This is a genomic window from Desulfofundulus salinus, assembly GCF_003627965.1.
GTDB lineage: Bacteria > Bacillota > Desulfotomaculia > Desulfotomaculales > Desulfovirgulaceae > Desulfofundulus > Desulfofundulus salinus.
Genome location: NZ_RBWE01000001.1, coordinates 78177 through 95451, shown reverse-complemented (window position 1 = coordinate 95451; position 17275 = coordinate 78177). Strand labels below are relative to the sequence as shown.

The window sequence follows — 17275 nt, the reverse complement described above, 5'->3', positions numbered from 1 at the left end:
TTTACCAGATAACTCAGGGGGCATAACCGCTCTGGAAGGCGGCCCGGTTGACCTCCAGGTAACGGGCGGGGACACAGGCCTCTATGGCGTTGAGCCAGCAGGAAAGCGGGATGGACATCCTCCTGGCCAGGGCGCCCAGCAGCACTAAGTTGGCCGCCCGGGCATTGCCGCACCCCAGGGCCTTGCCCAGGGCGTCCACCACCAGGGTGTGGGCCCGGCGGGAAAGGTGGGCGATAATGTTTTCGGGATATTGGGCCATGCCCGCCAGTACGGGTACGGGATAGATGATCTGACTGTTCACAATGATGGTGCCCCCGCCCTTCACACACTCCAGCCAGCGCAGGGCCTCCAGCTGTTCAAAGGCCAGGATGATATCGGCCTCTCCTTCGGGAATGAGGGGGGAATAGACCCTTTCCCCCAGGCGCACCTGGGTTACCACACTGCCCCCCCGCTGGGCCATGCCGTGGATTTCCGATACTTTAATATCGTACCCGGCCGCCTGGGCGGCGTGGGCCAGGATCTTGCTCGCCAGGATGATTCCCTGGCCCCCTACGCCAACCATCAATATGTCCACCGGCGCCAGGGCCGCACCCGTTACCTCAGCCATTGTTTTCTCCCCCTTCCTTCAGGGCGCCAAACTTGCACACCTGCACGCACAACCCGCAGCCGGTGCAGATAATGGCATCCACCGCCGCCTTTTTATCCTGCACGGAAATGGCCGGGCAGCTGAGCTTCAGGCAGGTCTTGCAGCCGGTGCAGGCCTCAACATCCACCCGGACCGGCGGGCGGTTTTCCCTTTGCAACAGCGCGCAGGGCCGGCGGGCAATGATCACCGACGGGGCGCCTGCGGCAATTTCCTCCTGGATGGCCTGCGTCAACCCGGCCATATCCAGGGGATCCACCACCCGCACCCGGCCGACCCCCAGCGCCCGCACCAGCGCTTCCAGATCCACCGCGGGGGCAGGCTCCCCCATGAGCGTTTTGCCCGTGCCGGGGTGCTCCTGGTGGCCGGTCATGGCCGTGGTGCGGTTGTCTAAAATGATTACCGTACCCTGGCCCCCGTTGTAAACCATGTGCATGAGGCCGGTGATGCCGGAATGGAAAAAGGTGGAGTCGCCAATTACGGCTACGGTGCGGCGGGCCAGGGAAGGATCGGCCAGTTCGCAGCCGTGGGCCATGCCAATGCTGGCCCCCATGCACACGCAGCTGTCCATGCCCTCCAGGGGGGGCAGGCCGCCCAGGGTATAGCAGCCGATGTCCCCGGTAACCAGAAGCTTTAATTTATGCAGCACATAAAAGACTCCCCGGTGGGGACAGCCAGGGCAGAGTACGGGCGGGCGTCCCGGGACGGGAGGTAATTCCTCCACTTCACCGCCGGGTCCCAGAGGACAGGCGGTCGCATCCTGCCCGGCAGCTGGCGAAGGCACCGGTATCCCCGCTTCCTTTAGCTTGCGGCGCACAAGGCCGGGGGTAAACTCGTTCCAGGCCGGGAAAATCTTTTTGCCCGTCACCGTAAGACCCAGGCCCCGGACAAATTCTTCAATATAGGGATCCAGCTCTTCCACCACCAGAAGCCTTTCCACACCGGCGGCAAACTGGCGGATCAGGCCTTGCGGCAGAGGAAAGGTCATCCCCAGCTTGAGTATGGAGGCCCCGGGCAAAACCTCCCGCACATACTGGTAGCTGATGCCGCTGGTGATCACTCCCACCTGGCGGTCGCCCCAGGAAATGAAATTTACCGGCGTGGTTTCGGTGTAGGCCTTTAGCCTTTGCAGCCGCTCTTCCAGGACCTGGCGGCGCAGGCGGCCGAAGGCCGGCACCATAAGCCATTTTTTCGGGTCCTTGCGGTAGGGCCTTAAGGGTGCCTCCCTGCGCTCCTTAAGGTCCACCAGGCTCTGGGAATGGGCCACCCTGGTGGTGGTGCGCAGGATCACGGGCAGGTCAAACTCCTCGCTCACCTGGAGGGCCAGGCCCACCATGTCCAGGGCTTCCTGGCTGTCCGACGGTTCAAACATGGGCACCCGGGCAAAGCGGGCGTAAAAGCGGTTGTCCTGCTCGTTCTGGGAGCTGTGCATCCCGGGGTCGTCGGCGGAAACCAGCACCAGCCCGCCGTTAACGCCCGTATAAGCAGCGGTCATCAGGGGATCGGCCGCCACGTTCACCCCCACGTGTTTCATGGTCACCAGCACCCGGGCCCCGGCCAGGGAAGCCCCAATGCCCACCTCCAGGGCCACCTTTTCGTTGGGGGCCCATTGGGCCTTAATCCCCGGGTAGCGGGCAAAGTTTTCCAGAATCTCGGTGCTGGGCGTACCCGGATAGCCAACCCCCACGGTAACGCCGTGTTCATAAGCTCCCCGGGCAATGGCTTCGTTACCCGTCATTAGTTCCTTCATGTCAAACCTCCATATGTTACTGTCGCATATCCATTGGGGTAAATGTTCAGTGAACCCGCTTTGGTGCCGCCCAGCACTCACCACAATATGGCTCTGCTCCTGAGATTTCAGGTTCAATTGATACCTCTGGTTTTACGAAGACCCAGTATTCCAGTGAGTGCTGGGCGGCACCTTGCCTATGGTAGCGGTTCTACTGAACATTTACCATTTAGGCGGAGGTCGTCTCCCGTCGCTCCAGTGCTCCTTAGGCGACCGCCGCCCATGCCCCTTTCATTTTTGCGACGCTATATATAAATTGCTACTGCTTTTTAGGGCGCCTGTCTATAACCCGTTTGGCTTTGCCCTGACTGCGCTCGATGGAGTGGGGTTCCAGCAGGCGCACCCGCGGGCTGATGGAAAGCACTGCCTGGAGCCGGCGGCGGATTTTTTCTTCCATGGCCTCCAGGTCCCGGAAGCTGCCGGTGAAGGCCTGCTCCGTCATTTCCACCTGTACCTCCAGGTAATCCAGGTAACCCTTCTTATCCACTACAATCTGGTAGTGGGGTGAGATACCTTCGATTTCCATCAATACGCTTTCAATTTGGGAGGGGAAAACATTTACTCCGGAAATGATCAGCATGTCGTCGGTCCGCCCGGCAATCCGGCGCAGGCGGGCGGTGGTACGCCCGCAGGGGCAGGGTTCCGGGTTGATCACGGAAATGTCCCGGGTGCGGTAGCGGATTACGGGGAAGGCCTCTTTGGTCAGGGTGGTTATGACCACCTCCCCTTCCCGGCCGTAATCCAGGGCCTCGCCGGTTTCGGGATCGATAATTTCCACCAGGAAATGGTCTTCGGCAATATGCAGGCCCGGTCCCACGGTGCATTCACCGCACACTCCCGGCCCCATCACTTCCGACAGGCCGTAGTTGTCGGTGGCCTTCATGCCCCACATCTTCTCCAGCTCGCGGCGCATTTCCTCGCTCCAGGCCTCGGCGCCAAACAGACCCAGCCGCACCTTCAGGCCGGCGGGATCAATGCCCATGGAACGGGCAGTTTCCCCCAGGTGCAGCACGTAGGACGGAGTGCCCACCAGCACCGTGGTGCCGAAATCCTTCATCAGCATGATCTGTTTTTCACTGTTGCCCACCGAGGCAGGGACAATGGTGGCACCCACCCTTTCCAGGCCGTAGTGCAGTCCGAAGGCACCGGTAAACAAGCCGTAGCCAAAGGTGATCTGCACCACGTCCTCGTCGGTGACCCCGGCCTGGGTGACAATCCGGGCCACCAGTTCACTCCAGGTTTCCAGGTCCCTTCTGGTGTATCCCACCACAATGGGCTTTCCCGTCGTGCCCGAAGATGCGTGCAACCGTACCACTTCTTTTAGCGGAACAGCAAAGAGCCCGTACGGGTAGTTATCCCGCAGGGCTGCCTTGGTGGTAAAAGGAAACTTTTGGATATCGCTTAAGGTGCGCAGATCCTCAGGCAAAACGCCGTGGGCATCAAAGAGCCGGCGATAGTAGGGTACCTGCCTGTAAACCCGGTGCAGTGTCTCCTTTAACCGCTCCAGCTGCAGAGCCTGGAGCTCCTCCCTGTCCATGCATTCATGTTCTGGATCCCAGATCATGTACTCTCCACTTCCTTATATTTCAGTAAAGTCCGCTTTCCCGGGACAGTACCCGGACCAAAGGCCCTTTCCACCGCCTCCACCGGCAGGGGGCGGGTAAACAGGCTGACCACGGGTACCACCACCAGGGGAATGAGCATGGCCAGCGACCCTACCAGGGGAATGACCGCCGGATCAAGCCGGTAATAAAGGGACAGGATTACGGAACAGCCCAGCCCGGTTAAAGTTCCGGCCCAGGCCCCCGCAGGCGTGGTGCCCCGCCAGAACAGGCCGTACAGGTAGGGGGCCAGGAATGCTCCGGCCACCGTGCCCCAGGACATGGCCATCAGGCTAAGGATAATTCCCGGCTTGACCAGGGCGATAATTAAGGAAAGGGCTATAAAGAGGCAGCATAACAGGCGCATGATGAAAACGCTGTATTCTTTTGCCCAGCGGAGTCGCAGGCTTTGCACCAGGTCTATGGAAACGGCCGAACTGCTCACCAGCACCAGGGACGCCAGGGTGGACATGGATGCCGAGAGCACCAGCAGGAGAATGAGCGTGGCTCCCAGCTCGGGCAGCGTGCTGTGAATCAGGATCGGCATGAGCATGTCGGGAGTGGGCTTGCCGCTGGTTGGATCCACGGGCAACTTGTCAAAGAACAGGTGCGTAAGGGATCCGGTGAAATAAGCCCCAAAGGTAATCACCAGCGCAAAAAGTGTAGACACCACCATGGCCGGGCGGATGGCTTTCTCATCCTTGATGGCGTAAAACTTCTGCACCATTTGGGGCAGGCCCCAGGGGCCGAGGCTGGTCAGAACCACCAGGGCGGCCAGGGGCAGCCAGCGGCCCTGGGGCCCGGTCAGGCTTACCAGGCCGGGGTCAACTTCTGCCAGCCGTTGCAGCCCCTGGAACAGCCCTCCCACCTGGGGAGCCCCCAGGACGTAGTAGAGCAACATGCCCACTCCGGCCAGCATGACCGTTCCCTGAATCACATCGGTGAGGGCTACTGCCCGGTAGCCGCCCATGATCAGGTACAGGGCAGTCAAAAGGCACATCAATAGTGCGGCATATAAGTAGGGGATGCCAAAGATCTGATTAAATAAATAGCTTAAACCCATGAACACGGAGGCGGAGTATGGAACCAGGAACAGGAAAATAACCAGGGCCCCGTATATTTTCATGGCCCGGCTTTGATAGCGGGCTTCCAAAAACTCCGGCATGGTCATGGCCCCCAGCCGGGCGGTCATGATCCGGGTCCGCCGGGCCAGGACCAGCCAGGCCAGCAGGCTGCCCACAAGGGTGTTGCCCAGAACAATCCAAAGGGCGGCCGTGCCAAATCCCCAGCCTACCTTGCCGGCATAGCCAATAAAAATCACCGCTGAGAAATAGGTGGTGCCGTAAGCAAAAGCCGAAAGCCAGGGACCCATGGCCCGCCCGCCTAAAAAGAAGTCGCTCAAAGTCCGGTTGCGCCCCATACTGCTGTAGCCGCTGTAAAGCAACACGCCCACAAAAAGACACAACAGCAACAGTTTCACTCCTGCCGTCCTCCCATCCTGCTTTTTTATTATTTTATTCCCGCCGGCATACAATTCCGGCACAGTTTTTAATATTTCTACATCAGGACATTAATTCCTGCCCGTGTAAAAAATTTACGAGGATGCACCGCCCGCCGCACTCACGCCCGCTTCCCGGGCCGGGAAAGGCCGTGGGGGAGTGGAAATCACCCGCGGTCTGACACCCCGCCGGCGCACCAGCCGGGCCATGCGCCGCAGGGCCTCACCCAGATCCTCCAGCGAGGCGGCGTAGGAACAGCGCACGAAGCCTTCGCCGCTGGGCCCGAAGGCATTGCCCGGAACCACGGCCACCTTTTCCTCCTGGAGCAGGGTCTCGGCAAATTCCTCTGATGTCAGACCGGTAACCCTGATTTCCGGGAAGGCGTAAAAGGCTCCTTTGGGCTCAAAACAGGGCAGTCCCATATCCCGGAAAGCATGCAGGACGACATTGCGGCGCCTGTTGTACTCCCGCACCATGCGCTCCATCCCCGACCGGCCGTTTTTTAACGCCTCCAGGGCGGCCATTTGGGCGGTAATGGGCGCACAGAGCATGGTATACTGGTGGATTTTGGTCATGGCGGCAATGAAATCCCCGTGGCCGCAGGCATAACCCACCCGCCAGCCCGTCATGGCGTAGGACTTGGAAAACCCGTTTAAAAGAACGGTACGTTCCTTCATGCCCGGCAGGCTGGCCACGCAGGTGTGCTGGCCCACGTAGGTCAGCCTGTCATAAATCTCGTCGGAAATCACGATCAGGTCGTGGGCTGCGGCCACCTCCGCAATTTCCAGCAGGGTTTTCCGGTCCAGCACTGCCCCGGTGGGATTGTTGGGATAGCATAACAGCAGGAGCTTGGTGCGCGGCGTGATGGCCGCCTCCACCTGGTGGGCGCTCAGGCAAAAGCCCTGTTCCATGCCGGTAGGCAGGGGAACCACCTTTCCCCCGGCCAAAATCACCGTGGGGGCATAGGAAACGTAGGACGGCTCCGGGATGAGCACCTCGTCGCCCGGGCAAACCAGTGCCCTTAAGGCCAGGTCCAGGGCCTGGCTTACTCCCACCGTTACCAGAATCTCGCTCCGGGGATCATAGAATACACCGTAAGTGTCGGCCAGGTCCCGGGCAATGGCATAGCGCAGTTCCAGGAGGCCGCTGTTGGAGGTGTACATGGTGTAACCCTTCTCCAGGGAGTAAATGCAGGCCTCCCGGATGTGCCAGGGCGTGACAAAGTCCGGTTCACCCACGCCCAGGGAAATGACCCCTTTGGTTTCGGCCACCATATCGAAAAAACGGCGAATCCCCGAGGGTGGCATATCCCGTACTACGGGATTAATCCGCTCACACCAGGTTTTGCTCATTAGCCGTTCCTCCCCGTTTGTTTAGCGTGTGAAGTGGGGGATAAAAACGCCCCCCTTCCTAAGGTGTTACCATCAGGCGGCGGTCTTCTTCGCCATCTCCCACAATGACCCCGTCCTGTTTGTAGGTTTTGAGGACGAAGTGGGTGGTGGTGCTGATTACACCTTCAATGGTAGCCAACCTGGTGGCCACGAAGTGGCTTACCTCCCGCATGGTGCGTCCTTCGATGAACACCGCCAAATCGTAGGCCCCGGACATCAGGCGCACGCTACGCACCTCCGGGAACCGGCTAATGCGCCGGGCCACCGCGTCAAAACCCACGTCCCGCTGGGGCGTAATGCGCACCTCAATCAGGGCGGAAACCTTTTCTTCGCCGGCCTTTTCCCAGTTCACAAGGGTCATGTACTTCAAGATGGTTTTATTTTGTTCCAGCTCCTGGATGGCCCGGCGCACTTCCCCTGTATCTACATGCAGCATGACGGCTATTTCTTCCGGCGTGAGCCTGGCATTGTCTTCCAGAAGCTCGAGTAATTCCAGTGTATTCACCTGTTCACCCCTTGTCTTTTAAAGTTAAAGGGCTCTCGCCCCAATGGGACGAGAGCCCGGTCTCGCGGTACCACCCAATTTGGCCGCCAGGGAAAAGGCGACCCACTCCAGGCCCGGTAACGGCGGGCTGCCGGAGAGGACATACTCGGTGAGATCACCTTTGGGTCCCCGGCTCCGGGGCGGCACGGGCACTTCCCCAGCCGGGCTTGCACCCTCCCCGGCTCGCTGGCATGGTTGACGCGCCCATCTTCCCCTTCACGGCCTTACTACCATATCAAGTTAAGTTAAATACTAGCATGTGGTTGCCCCGCTGTCAACAGGTAATTATTCTAAGGTTCGTGCACTGACGGTGACAGTTCGGATAAAAGCAGCTTACTTAGACTGGATAAAAAAGGCACGGCGTTGTCCTCGCTCACTCAGGTGCTCCGCGTCTACAGCACCACGGCTTGCTGCGGGCCGGCTCTGGCTCTCTGCGGATTACCATCGACACTGTTACCTCCCGACCATATTAAACTGCCCGATGTGTCACCAACAGGTATTCTTCCATTTGCTTTCGTTTGGCGTCCTCGAGAGCCGAGCCGGCAGCCTTGCTTCGCCTGGTGCTGTTACGACGCTTCGCAATTCGTTCGCTCAGGACAACGCCGTGCCCTCGCCCAGCATGCACTAATCCCGCCTGAAAAGCGCTTGACTGGAGTGGGTCACTACAGAGTTAATACGCCCTCTGGATTGCGCACCACCCGCAGCACCTGGGCTTCGCTGCCGTCCATGGCGTCTATGTAGATCAGGAAGAGATCCCTGTCCAGACGGGCCTGAAACTCATAGGCCAGCTTTTCTTTATCCGGAGTCACCGGTATGAGGGCCAGCCGGCCCCCCCTTACCTCCTTCAGCCGGGAGTTGAGCTTTTTCCGGGCTTCCTGCAGGCTAATCCGGGGGCGGGGCAGTTCGCGGCGGGTGTGGTTCATCAAATAGCCCGAGGCCTCCACACCCAGGATCTGGCCGTTGTCCAGGGCTACGGTCACCTTAACTTGATCCGGGTAGAGGACCACCCGGTCCTGGGTGGCGGCAAAGTTGAACACGGCAACGCCGTTCTGCTGTTCATGATACACCGGCACCATGTTGTTGAAGCCCAGGGAAGCCAGGTATTCCCGGGCCTTTCGCCTGGCCTTTTCAATGCTCCAGGCGGGGCGGCCAATCTGGCGTCCGTTGGTCATCCAGTTCAGGTGGCCGCCCTGCCGGGTAATGGCCACGGTGATGTTGCCTCCCCCATTGCCGTTTTTAGGGCGCAGTTCCACCAGGTAAGAGGGGATTTTGCCCCGGGTTTCCCCCACCCGTTCCACCGCGTAGTCACTCTTGCCCTCCACCACTTCCAGCGCCCGCCTGCGGGCCTCGTCCCTGTCAATGTTCTTTCCGGTGAGGCCCCGGGCCGTTCGTTTTTCCAGGTGGTCGGAGAAAGGGCCATCATAGATCAGGGTGGGGAAATTCTCCATATACTTCTCAATGGCCTGGAAATTAGAGTTGGCCAGACGCGGGCCCTCCCGGCCCAGGGTGCGGCCGCCTTCCCGCACCAGTTCGTTCAGGTAAAGCCGCCCATCGGCAATGCGGCCTTCCAGGTCGTGCAGGGCCAGGTTTAAATCGGCAGACTGCCGGTAAAGGCGGTTTAGGGTTTCCCATTGCCGGTCGGACTCCAGCTGCCCCCTGGCGGCCTGCTGGAGCAGGGAATGGGCGTAGTCACCCACCTGGGTGAGGAATTTGGCCGTACGTCCGGTGAGGGCGTCGGTCACCGGCAGCTGGTTTAAATCAGCCTGGGCCGCCGTGGCCCGCTGCCAGAGCTCCATAAAAAGGGTGCTTTGTGCTTCCGGCGTACCGGCCACCAAACTCTTGGAAAGCAGCACTTCCATGTTCTGGACATTTTCCGTCAGGTCATAGAGGGCCCGGTAGTACTTGTTATTTAAAGCCGTTTCCAGGCGCTGGCGCACGGTGAACTGCTGGTAGCCCCAGTACCCCAGAGCCCCCACCAGCAATACCCCGGCCACCAGGGGCAATAGCCAAAACCTCTTATTGTTCATCGTCAACTCCCGACCTCCTTTAGCGGGCAAAAACGTGCCGGCCGATTTGGGTGACGATGTTCCGGGTCCAGATCCACGGGTTCACCGGCTTGGCGGGGTTCCAGAAGTAAAGGCTTCCCCCCGTGGGGTCCCACCCGCTCATGGCCAGCTGGGCTGCCCGCAAGGATTCCTCGCTCACCGGGCGGTTGTACTGGCCGTTGCTCACCGATTCAAAGGCATGGGGTTGAAAGATGACTCCCGCCAGGCTGTGGGGAAAGGCCGCACTCCTGGTGCGGTTCAAAATCACCGCTCCCACGGCCACTTTGCCCTCAAAGGGCTCGTCGGCCGCCTCCCCTTCAATAACCCTGGCCAGCAGGTAAACCGCATCCCGGTTGGTTACTCCCCGGGAGACCGCCGGCGGTTCTGGGGGTGGTGCTGTCGCGGGGGCCGGGGGAAAGCCCAGGGCGGCCCAGGTATTTGGACCGACCACGCCGTCGGGAACAAGGCCATTGTTTAGCTGAAAATCCACCACCGCCTGCTGGGTTTTGCTGCCGTAGAAGCCGTCCACCGGCCCGTCATAGAATCCCCAGTCCAGCAGGCGCTGCTGCACCCTGATCACATCATCCCCACTTAGTCCCCAGTACAGGGTGCGATCCTGCGCCGGTGTTTGCCTGGCGGCCACCACCAACCCTGTGGCCAGAACAACCAGAGCCAGCAACAAAAAAACGAAACGGCGAAAGGAAACGAACGCCAGCTTCATCGTACCCCAGCCCCTTTTTGGTAAAATTGTAAGTTTAGTATGAGCCGAAAAAAACGAAAACATGATCAGGAAAATTTAACCGCGGAATTTCTCCCGCGGTCCCGCTCACCCATATGCTCCGCGTAAGATGCGCACCACGGTTCGCTTTGGACCGGCTCCGTTTTTTTCGTACGGATGACTGCTGTCCCTCTTTTTCGAGAGCCGAACAGGCCCAGCACTCACTGAAAAAGCTATACTGGTAAGACCAGCATTTACTGCTTGTCACGGCAGGCTTAGAAAGAGCATCATTGTTCGGTGAGTAAAAAAACGATAATAATACGATGTGCAAAATTATCTAAATAAGTAAGAGAGGGGAATGATTTCCCCTCCCTGAACCGGCCGGCTTATTTAATAATCCAGGTAATTTATTAGTTAGCCCCGTTAAACCCGCTAAACCCGCGGGCGCCGTGTTTACCAAAGCCTCTCATCTTGGCCATCTCCGCCAGTTGTTCAGTGGTTAGTTGAGATTGCATCTGCTCCCTGGTTTGCATCTTGATTTCATATAACTGGCTCTTCAGATCGTTGATTTGCTTGATTTTGGCGTCAATCTGAGCTTGGTCGGGGTCCTTTTGCAGACGGTACTGCCGCAGGTCAAACATCAAGTCCCGCAGCTTGTCCCGCAGGTCTCCGGTTTGCTCGAAACAGTTCTTTTGCAGCTGCTGCATCGTTTCAATTTGCTGGTCGGTGAGGTTTAAGGCGTCTACCGGGCTGACCCAGTTGTCGCTGTCCAGCATCCGCGGGCCGCCGCCCCAGCCCATGCCGGCGGCTGAAGCCACCTGGGCGATGCTGAGCGCCAGCACCAGCGTCACAGTAAGGATTACTATTTTCTTCTTCATTTTTTTAACTCCCTCCTATGGCTTTGAAGATTTTGGGGTATTACCGGCCGGGCTCCCCGCACTTTTTATTATATTGGTCATTTTTGGCCGTTCTGTGAATGAACTGTGAATAAAAACCGAACTCTGGTTGTTCACAGTTTGTTCAAATTTTGTTCATAGAATGGCAAAAAATAGTAGTTATAATAGTTAGCAGGGTTGAAGGATGCCAGTAAACCACCAGTTCTATATTGAAGCGCATCAGATTAAAAGCAAAATTGCCAATCTTTTTATTGCCCTGTGTTTCGGGAAAGGAGTGTTCGTATGTCGACAAGCAATGGAAGTAAGCAAAAGAATAATAACCGTGCTGCACCTAAAAAACGACTGACCGTCGTTGCGCTTAAACAATGCCTGTTTTTAGTTATCATCGCGTGTTTACTTGGTTGGACATTTAACTATCCCTTGGTAGTAAAGTCACTTAGCGGCGAACTACTGGCCGAAATTCAGCAAAAACAGCTTGCTGATCTCAAAGCAAAGGCGGAGCAATTAAGCCCCGATATAAAGTTTATCGACCTGGTTTCCGCCAAAAAACTGTTTGATGAACGGCAGGCTATTTTTCTGGATGCCAGAAGCCCTGAAGAATATATGGAAGGGACTATTACCGGCTCCATTGGTATATCCCTGATGTCGGTGGTCAAGGGGGAAGTGGAGATAGAAAAATTAATCCCCGACCGGAATGCCGTTATTGTGACCTTTTGCAGCGGCGGGGAATGCGATGTGGGGGTGGAAATGGCCAGGGAACTGGTGGACCGGGGTTATACCAACGTTTACGTGCTGGGTGAAGGTTATCCCGGTTGGTTGGAAGCGGGTTATCCCGTATTTAAACCGGAAGGAAGTGCTGCAAGGTGATGAAAATTTTACATAACGACTATTTTCAATTAGCGGTCAGGTTAATTATGGGTGGGTTGTTTCTCTATGCGGGGCTTGGCAAAATATTCGCACCTCTGGATTTTGCCGCCTCGGTGTACAATTATAAACTCCTGCCGGATGAACTGATTGGCCCGGTGGCTGTGGCCATCCCGTGGATAGAAACTTTGGCCGGGGTTTGTTTGTTGCTGGGATTAAACACAAAAGGCGGCGCCCTGGTAATATCCGGGTTGCTAACCATGTTCATTACCATTTTAATAGTTAGTGCCGCCCGCGGTCTGGACGTGGAGTGCGGTTGTTTCAGCGGAGTGGAAAGAACGGTGGGTTTTCTGGCCATTTTTGAAGATATGGTCATGCTGGCCGGTGCCCTGTTTGTCCTTTACTTTGATCGAGTCAAACTAACCCCATATACATTCCTCACCAGGAGAAACAAGTCATGAAAGGAGGCAACCCTATGCATGTGTTTAAAAATATAGGCGCCGTGCTTGTCCTGGTACTGGTTTTATCAATAGGCTCGGTGGGGTGCTCAAGTAGCGGGGAAAGTACTGCCGTGCAAGCGCCGTTAGCGTCTGCATCACCTGAGCGGCAGGATAATTCAAATGTAATAAATACTGATGAAAAACAGCCCGGCCAAACTGCTTCGGCTGTTTCCCCACAAGGCCCGCCCATCGCCCGGGAAAACGCCGGCCAGGTTAAGGAAATCAACGCCCGGGAACTGGCCGAAATGATATCTTCCACACAAAATTTGTTTCTTATTGATGTCAGCACGCCGGGGGAATACAAAGAGGGCCACATCAAAGGTTCACTGCCGGGAGATTTAAGACTACTACGGACCAGGCCGGAACAATACCTGGAGTCGCTGGGAGCAATGCCATCAGATGCTATTGTGCTGATATGCGAAACGGGCAGCAAAAGTTACCGGGTGGCGGAAGTATTATTAGGTACCAAATACCAAAATGTATATAACCTGGCCGGCGGTAAAATTGACTGGGTGCGCGAAGGATTTGATTTGGTTACGGAGGACGGCAAGAGTTAAGTTTACCTACTATGGTTCTTGAACGCCTGCAGCAAACAAGGTATCCCCCGGCAAACATCACCACCGCCACAAAAGCGGCCAGGGCAACAAAAAGCAGGTTGCACCTGAATCAGTCAATTTTCCACACCCCTCATTGGTGGTTTTGATCTTAATACAGCCATGTCGCGTTTTTAACGCATTGCATAACAACGGTTAATCCAGTGTATACATTAAAAATATTGCCCCGGGTCCACCGGCCGGCCGTTAACCCGGACTTCCAAATGCACATGCGGCCCGGTGGACAGCCCTGTATTGCCCACCCTGGTGAGCACCGTTCCCGGGGAAACCTGCTCCCATCGAACTCCCCCGCCAGGTGGGCGATGCCCCCTGGGCCCTTTTAAGGGCTGCGCCCTGTTAAGCGAATATCCTTAGTAACGCCTGCAATGGCAATGTGCTAAATGTGATAAAACACTAGCAAAACCAGTAATCCCACCAGCCAGCAATGGGTGCGTGAAAAACGTTTCTGTCGTAACGAAGTTAAGGCCAACATACATACGGCTAAAAGTATCGACCAAGTAAGTACTCCAGAAATCATCTCACCCTTAACATGTATCCAGGCTCCCCACCCTCGCCGTCCGTTAAGAGCCCAAAGACCATGCAGGGTTAATACCACCAGGCAGGTCAAAGCTAAGTGGTGATGAATACGTGCTAAAAAGGTTACTTCCCTTTGCCAAAGGTGTAAGCGGCGTAAAAAAAATGGCATAAGGGTCCCTATGAGCAGTAATAAACCGAGCCAGCCAAGGAATTCAACCATATACTATTCCTCCCTTATTAGGGATTGTTGCAGCTCCAGGCGGGCTTGCTCAAAGGCCTTTTCTTTTACTTCCACCTTTTCCCGGACCTTTAAAATATTCCAGTACAGCTGGTAAGGGGTAAGCTCGGGCCGCGCGGGCTCTTTGGCCAATGCGGGCGACAGCCCACTGCACGCAAAGCTAATAATAAAAATCGCCAGCAGCAATTTTTTGAACAACTATCCCCGCCTCCCATCCTAGTTATTTAATGTTTAGTGCCAGGCAACGACAAAAGTCTTAATATCGGTTATTTTTTGTCGTAATTAAGGAATGCCAGGCAAGCGCTAATCATGGCTCAACGCCTCCAGCGGGCTCAAACTCGCGGCTTTCAGGGCCGGGTAATAGCCGAAAAAAGTACCGGTGGCCACAGAGAACACCAGACCCAAAATGCCTCCCTGGAGGGTCGGTATGGCTTTAAGATCGAAATATTGCATCAAAGGTACCAGCAGCGCCCCCAGGATAATACCGATTACTCCACCGGCCAGGCTGATGATTACCGCCTCCAGCAAAAACTGGAGCAGGATATCCTTTTTCCTGGCCCCGATGGCCTTTAATATGCCAATCTCCCTGGTGCGCTCCTTGACCGATACAAACATCACGTTCATAATGCCGATGCCGCCCACCACTAGGACTATGGTGGCCACAATAACCAGCAGCACGGACATGGTGCGGGCTGTATTCTGGGCCGCGGCCAGCCGGCTGCCGGCATCCCTGATCAAAAAGTCATCCTGCCCCCGAATGCGGTGCGTTTCCCGTAGCACCCCGGCAATTTCTTGCATGGCCGAAGGCACGCTTTCCAAATCCCTGGCCAGGGCGATAATCCGGGGGTACACATTGGCCCCCAAAAGATATTTTTCCGCCACCACATACGGCACAATGGCGCTTTCATCAGTATTCACCCCGCCCGTGGCGTCCCCCAGACGCTCCAGCACCCCGATAACCAGGAAGTTGCGCCTGTCGATTTTGACGGTACTGCCCACGGCGGCCGCCGCATCCCCGCCGAACAACTCATCGACCAGTTCCGCCCCCAGCACGGCCACCCGGTTTCTTTGCTCATTGTCTTCATCGCTGATGAAAACACCGGCTTGCAGTTTCAGGTTGCTCAGGGCTTGGTATTCGGGAAAGGCACCGATCACATCACCCTGAAAAGTGATGTCGTTGTAACTGGTCCCGGCTTTACCGTTATTGTAGATGGTCACCATTTCTACCGACGGCGCTTTTTCTTTGATCGCCTCCACATCGGTGGTGGTTAAGGGCTTCCTGTACATATCGCTCCCCCGGGCGGACATGACGTAAATGGTGCCGACGTTAAGTTTGGCAAACTGCTCCGCAACGGAAGCCTCACCGCCCTTGCCCACGGCCACCACCAATAAAATGGTGGCTGCGCCCACAATAATGCCCAGGGCAGTGAGAAAAGCCCGAAATTTATTGGCGTAGATATTAACAAAGACCATTTTAATCAGTTCACTGTATTTCACGCCTTACCCCCCTGAGCGGAGGTCCTGGTTCGGATGATTATTTTATCTCCCTGTTTGAGGCCCTCAATAACCTCAACATTACGGCCATCGGTAAAGCCCGTTTTAACCTTTCGGGTGACGATTTCCCCGGCCTCGTTATACATTTCCACCACCGTCGCGCCGTCCACCCTTTTCACCGCCGCGTTGGGAATGATTAAAACATCCTTTTTCTGTTCAATGATAAAGGACACAGTACCCGTCATGCCGTGTTTAATCCGGGCGTCGGGTTTGTCAAGCAGCACGCTCACCTCGTAAGCGACGATGCCGCTGGCATCGGTGACGGGCAGCGCTTCTATGCCGCCGACCCGGCCCGTGAATATTTCACCCGGCAGGGCTTCAAATTCCACTTCCGCCGCCTGGCCCGGCGCCACTTCGGCAATATCCAGTTCCAACACCTGGGCGGTAACCGTCACGGAATCGCCGGTGGACACCACGGCAAATTGTTTATCCGCGTTATCCCCTCCGCCGGACACGCTTTCACCCACTTTGCCGGCAATATAGAGCACCGTGCCGTCCACCGGGGATCTCAACACGGTATCCTCCAGGTTCTTTTCCGCTTTCTTCAGGTTAACCAGAGCCTGTGCCACGGCGGCTTCTTCCATTTTGATATCCGACGTAGCTTTCTTGGCCGCCTCGTAAGCCTCCCGGGTGCTGTCCGCGGCCAGCTTTTTCAAAGCCACCTCCTGCGCCGGGAAAATGTCGGGCACCTGGCTCATGGGCTGGTAGACCAGCATGGCGTTGTCCATTTTTTCCTTGGCCGCGATTAGTTTATTGTTATAATCATCCCGGGCCTTGGCCAGCCTGGCCCGGGCCGCTTCGTAACCCGCCCGGGCGGCTTCCAGTTCCAGCTGGTATTTTTCCGCGTCCAGCCTGGCAATGATATCCCCGGCCTTAACATGATCACCCGGCTGGACGGGGATTTCCTTTATTACGCCATTGATCTGAAAACTAAGCCCCACCGTGTCCAACTCAGCTTTACCGTCCGCGGCCAGGTCAATCTTCAGGTCGCCTTTTTTTACCGTCACTTCCTTGATTTCTTCAGCCACCGCTTGTTCACCGCGGCCGGCCGCAAAAGAATATAAGCCTATGGCCATAGAAAGACACAAAGCGGCTGCTATGATCAGGGATGTCTTTTTGTTTTTTAAGACAGTCAGCTTTTCCGGCACGTGCAAATCAACTCACCTCACTTGCCGCAACGCCCCCGGGAGCCGGTATCACCCGGCCGTCCTGCAGGTAAATGATCCGGTTGGCCTGCCGGGCCACGTTTGGGTCGTGGGTAATCAAAACCAGGGTACGCCCCTGGCTGTTTAATTGTTTAAACAGTTCCATAATCTCCGCCCCCGAGCGGGAATCCAGGTTCCCCGTGGGCTCGTCGGCCAAAATCAGGGGCGGGTCGCCTACCAGCGCCCGGGCGATGGCCACCCGCTGCTGCTGGCCCCCAGAAAGCTCGCTGGGCCGGTGGCGCATTTTGTCGCCCAGGCCCACCATTTCCAGGAGCCGGGCGGCCCGCTGCCGGGAGATTTTTCTTTCCTCGCCCCGGTAGATCAACGGAATTTCCACGTTAGTCAGAGCGTCCAGCTTGGGAAGCAGGTTAAAATTTTGAAACACAAAGCCTATCTTTCGGTTACGCACGGCGGCCAGCTTTTGTTCCGGGTACCCCAACACATCTTCCCCGTCCAGGAAATACTCCCCGGCATTGGGCCGGTCCAGACAGCCCATGATGTGCATCAGGGTGGATTTACCCGACCCGGAAGGCCCGGTAATGGCCACAAATTCCCCTTTAGCCACCGTTAAGCTGACCTGGTCCAGCGCTTTCAGTTCCAGCAAGCCGTTTTTATATATCTTGACAATATCCTTCATAACCAGCATAACTTAGCCCCC

At 56.7% G+C, this 17275-nt stretch carries 17 protein-coding genes and 1 pseudogene; 3 read left to right on the top strand and 15 right to left on the bottom strand.

The annotated features are described in order from the left end of the window. Nucleotides 1-13: 13 nt before the first annotated feature. The 9 genes from D7024_RS00490 to D7024_RS00450 form a co-directional block, all read right to left on the bottom strand. A complete protein-coding gene (locus D7024_RS00490) occupies nt 14-607 on the bottom strand; it encodes an indolepyruvate oxidoreductase subunit beta (protein ID WP_121450069.1) in 594 nt (197 codons plus the stop codon). Further along, nucleotides 600-2393: an indolepyruvate ferredoxin oxidoreductase subunit alpha gene (gene iorA / locus D7024_RS00485; protein WP_121450068.1), complete on the bottom strand. Its 1794-nt coding sequence runs from the start codon at nt 2391-2393 to the stop codon at nt 600-602. Before iorA ends, D7024_RS00490 begins: the two co-directional genes overlap by 8 nt. Before the next feature lie 298 nt (nt 2394-2691). After that, on the bottom strand, nt 2692-3996 hold the full coding sequence (locus tag D7024_RS00480) for a phenylacetate--CoA ligase family protein (protein ID WP_121450067.1): 1305 nt from the start codon (nt 3994-3996) through the stop codon (nt 2692-2694). Further along, nucleotides 3993-5513 (bottom strand): sodium:solute symporter family protein, encoded by a 1521-nt coding sequence (locus tag D7024_RS00475; protein ID WP_121450066.1) that lies wholly within the window; start codon nt 5511-5513, stop codon nt 3993-3995. Before D7024_RS00475 ends, D7024_RS00480 begins: the two co-directional genes overlap by 4 nt. 114 nt (nt 5514-5627) lie before the next feature. Beyond that, nucleotides 5628-6884, bottom strand: a complete 1257-nt coding sequence (locus D7024_RS00470; RefSeq protein ID WP_121450065.1) for an aminotransferase class I/II-fold pyridoxal phosphate-dependent enzyme — start codon at nt 6882-6884, stop codon at nt 5628-5630. A 58-nt stretch (nt 6885-6942) separates the two neighbouring features. Continuing rightward, nucleotides 6943-7428, bottom strand: a complete 486-nt coding sequence (locus tag D7024_RS00465; RefSeq protein WP_121450064.1) for an Lrp/AsnC family transcriptional regulator — start codon at nt 7426-7428, stop codon at nt 6943-6945. A 701-nt stretch (nt 7429-8129) separates the two neighbouring features. Then, entirely contained in the window at nt 8130-9494 is a 1365-nt protein-coding gene (gene ypeB / locus D7024_RS00460; protein WP_121450063.1) for a germination protein YpeB, read from the bottom strand. A 19-nt stretch (nt 9495-9513) separates the two neighbouring features. After that, complete coding sequence (gene sleB, locus D7024_RS00455) at nt 9514-10233, bottom strand: spore cortex-lytic enzyme (RefSeq protein WP_121450062.1); 720 nt, start codon at nt 10231-10233, stop codon at nt 9514-9516. Between the two features lie 407 nt (nt 10234-10640). After that, nucleotides 10641-11108 carry a Spy/CpxP family protein refolding chaperone gene (locus D7024_RS00450; RefSeq protein ID WP_121450061.1) on the bottom strand — a complete coding sequence of 156 codons (468 nt, stop codon included), beginning with the start codon at nt 11106-11108 and terminating at the stop codon, nt 10641-10643. A 438-nt stretch (nt 11109-11546) separates the two neighbouring features. Here D7024_RS00450 and D7024_RS00445 point away from each other — a divergent pair, with 438 nt between their 5' ends. The 3 genes from D7024_RS00445 to D7024_RS00435 are packed head-to-tail and all read left to right on the top strand — an operon-like array spanning nt 11547 to nt 13047. Further along, nucleotides 11547-11993: a rhodanese-like domain-containing protein gene (locus D7024_RS00445; RefSeq protein WP_165859214.1), complete on the top strand. Its 447-nt coding sequence runs from the start codon at nt 11547-11549 to the stop codon at nt 11991-11993. Further along, complete coding sequence (locus D7024_RS00440) at nt 11993-12451, top strand: MauE/DoxX family redox-associated membrane protein (protein WP_121450059.1); 459 nt, start codon at nt 11993-11995, stop codon at nt 12449-12451. The genes D7024_RS00445 and D7024_RS00440 overlap by 1 nt, the downstream gene beginning before the upstream one ends. 14 nt (nt 12452-12465) lie before the next feature. Continuing rightward, entirely contained in the window at nt 12466-13047 is a 582-nt protein-coding gene (locus D7024_RS00435) for a rhodanese-like domain-containing protein (RefSeq protein ID WP_165859213.1), read from the top strand. A gap of 209 nt (nt 13048-13256) precedes the next feature. Here D7024_RS00435 and D7024_RS00430 read toward each other — a convergent pair. The 6 genes and pseudogenes from D7024_RS00430 to D7024_RS00410 all read right to left on the bottom strand — a co-directional run. Continuing rightward, nucleotides 13257-13367, bottom strand: a pseudogene (locus D7024_RS00430) (M23 family metallopeptidase); the annotation flags it as partial. Nucleotides 13368-13480: 113 nt separating this feature from the next. Next, nucleotides 13481-13840, bottom strand: coding sequence for a hypothetical protein (locus tag D7024_RS14545; protein ID WP_125185591.1), 360 nt, complete (start codon nt 13838-13840; stop codon nt 13481-13483). Nucleotides 13841-13843: 3 nt separating this feature from the next. Further along, nucleotides 13844-14056 carry a hypothetical protein gene (locus D7024_RS00425; RefSeq protein ID WP_121450057.1) on the bottom strand — a complete coding sequence of 71 codons (213 nt, stop codon included), beginning with the start codon at nt 14054-14056 and terminating at the stop codon, nt 13844-13846. Nucleotides 14057-14161: 105 nt separating this feature from the next. Next, nucleotides 14162-15355 carry an ABC transporter permease gene (locus D7024_RS00420; RefSeq protein WP_121450056.1) on the bottom strand — a complete coding sequence of 398 codons (1194 nt, stop codon included), beginning with the start codon at nt 15353-15355 and terminating at the stop codon, nt 14162-14164. Beyond that, nucleotides 15352-16560, bottom strand: coding sequence for an efflux RND transporter periplasmic adaptor subunit (locus tag D7024_RS00415; RefSeq protein ID WP_125185590.1), 1209 nt, complete (start codon nt 16558-16560; stop codon nt 15352-15354). The genes D7024_RS00420 and D7024_RS00415 overlap by 4 nt, the downstream gene beginning before the upstream one ends. Nucleotides 16561-16567: 7 nt before the next feature. After that, nucleotides 16568-17263 (bottom strand): ABC transporter ATP-binding protein, encoded by a 696-nt coding sequence (locus tag D7024_RS00410; RefSeq protein ID WP_121450054.1) that lies wholly within the window; start codon nt 17261-17263, stop codon nt 16568-16570. Between the last annotated feature and the right edge of the window lie 12 nt (nt 17264-17275).

Bases quoted from the DNA above. Each gene is read 5' to 3' on its own strand.
- D7024_RS00490 (WP_121450069.1), bottom strand. From the start codon at position 607: ATGGCTGAGGTAACGGGTGCGGCCCTGGCGCCGGTGGACATATTGATG.
- iorA (WP_121450068.1), bottom strand. From the start codon at position 2,393: ATGAAGGAACTAATGACGGGTAACGAAGCCATTGCCCGGGGAGCTTAT.
- D7024_RS00480 (WP_121450067.1), bottom strand. From the start codon at position 3,996: ATGATCTGGGATCCAGAACATGAATGCATGGACAGGGAGGAGCTCCAG.
- D7024_RS00470 (WP_121450065.1), bottom strand. From the start codon at position 6,884: ATGAGCAAAACCTGGTGTGAGCGGATTAATCCCGTAGTACGGGATATG.
- ypeB (WP_121450063.1), bottom strand. From the start codon at position 9,494: ATGAACAATAAGAGGTTTTGGCTATTGCCCCTGGTGGCCGGGGTATTG.
- sleB (WP_121450062.1), bottom strand. From the start codon at position 10,233: ATGAAGCTGGCGTTCGTTTCCTTTCGCCGTTTCGTTTTTTTGTTGCTG.
- D7024_RS00450 (WP_121450061.1), bottom strand. From the start codon at position 11,108: ATGAAGAAGAAAATAGTAATCCTTACTGTGACGCTGGTGCTGGCGCTC.
- D7024_RS00440 (WP_121450059.1), top strand. From the start codon at position 11,993: ATGAAAATTTTACATAACGACTATTTTCAATTAGCGGTCAGGTTAATT.
- D7024_RS00435 (WP_165859213.1), top strand. From the start codon at position 12,466: ATGCATGTGTTTAAAAATATAGGCGCCGTGCTTGTCCTGGTACTGGTT.
- D7024_RS14545 (WP_125185591.1), bottom strand. From the start codon at position 13,840: ATGGTTGAATTCCTTGGCTGGCTCGGTTTATTACTGCTCATAGGGACC.
- D7024_RS00410 (WP_121450054.1), bottom strand. From the start codon at position 17,263: ATGCTGGTTATGAAGGATATTGTCAAGATATATAAAAACGGCTTGCTG.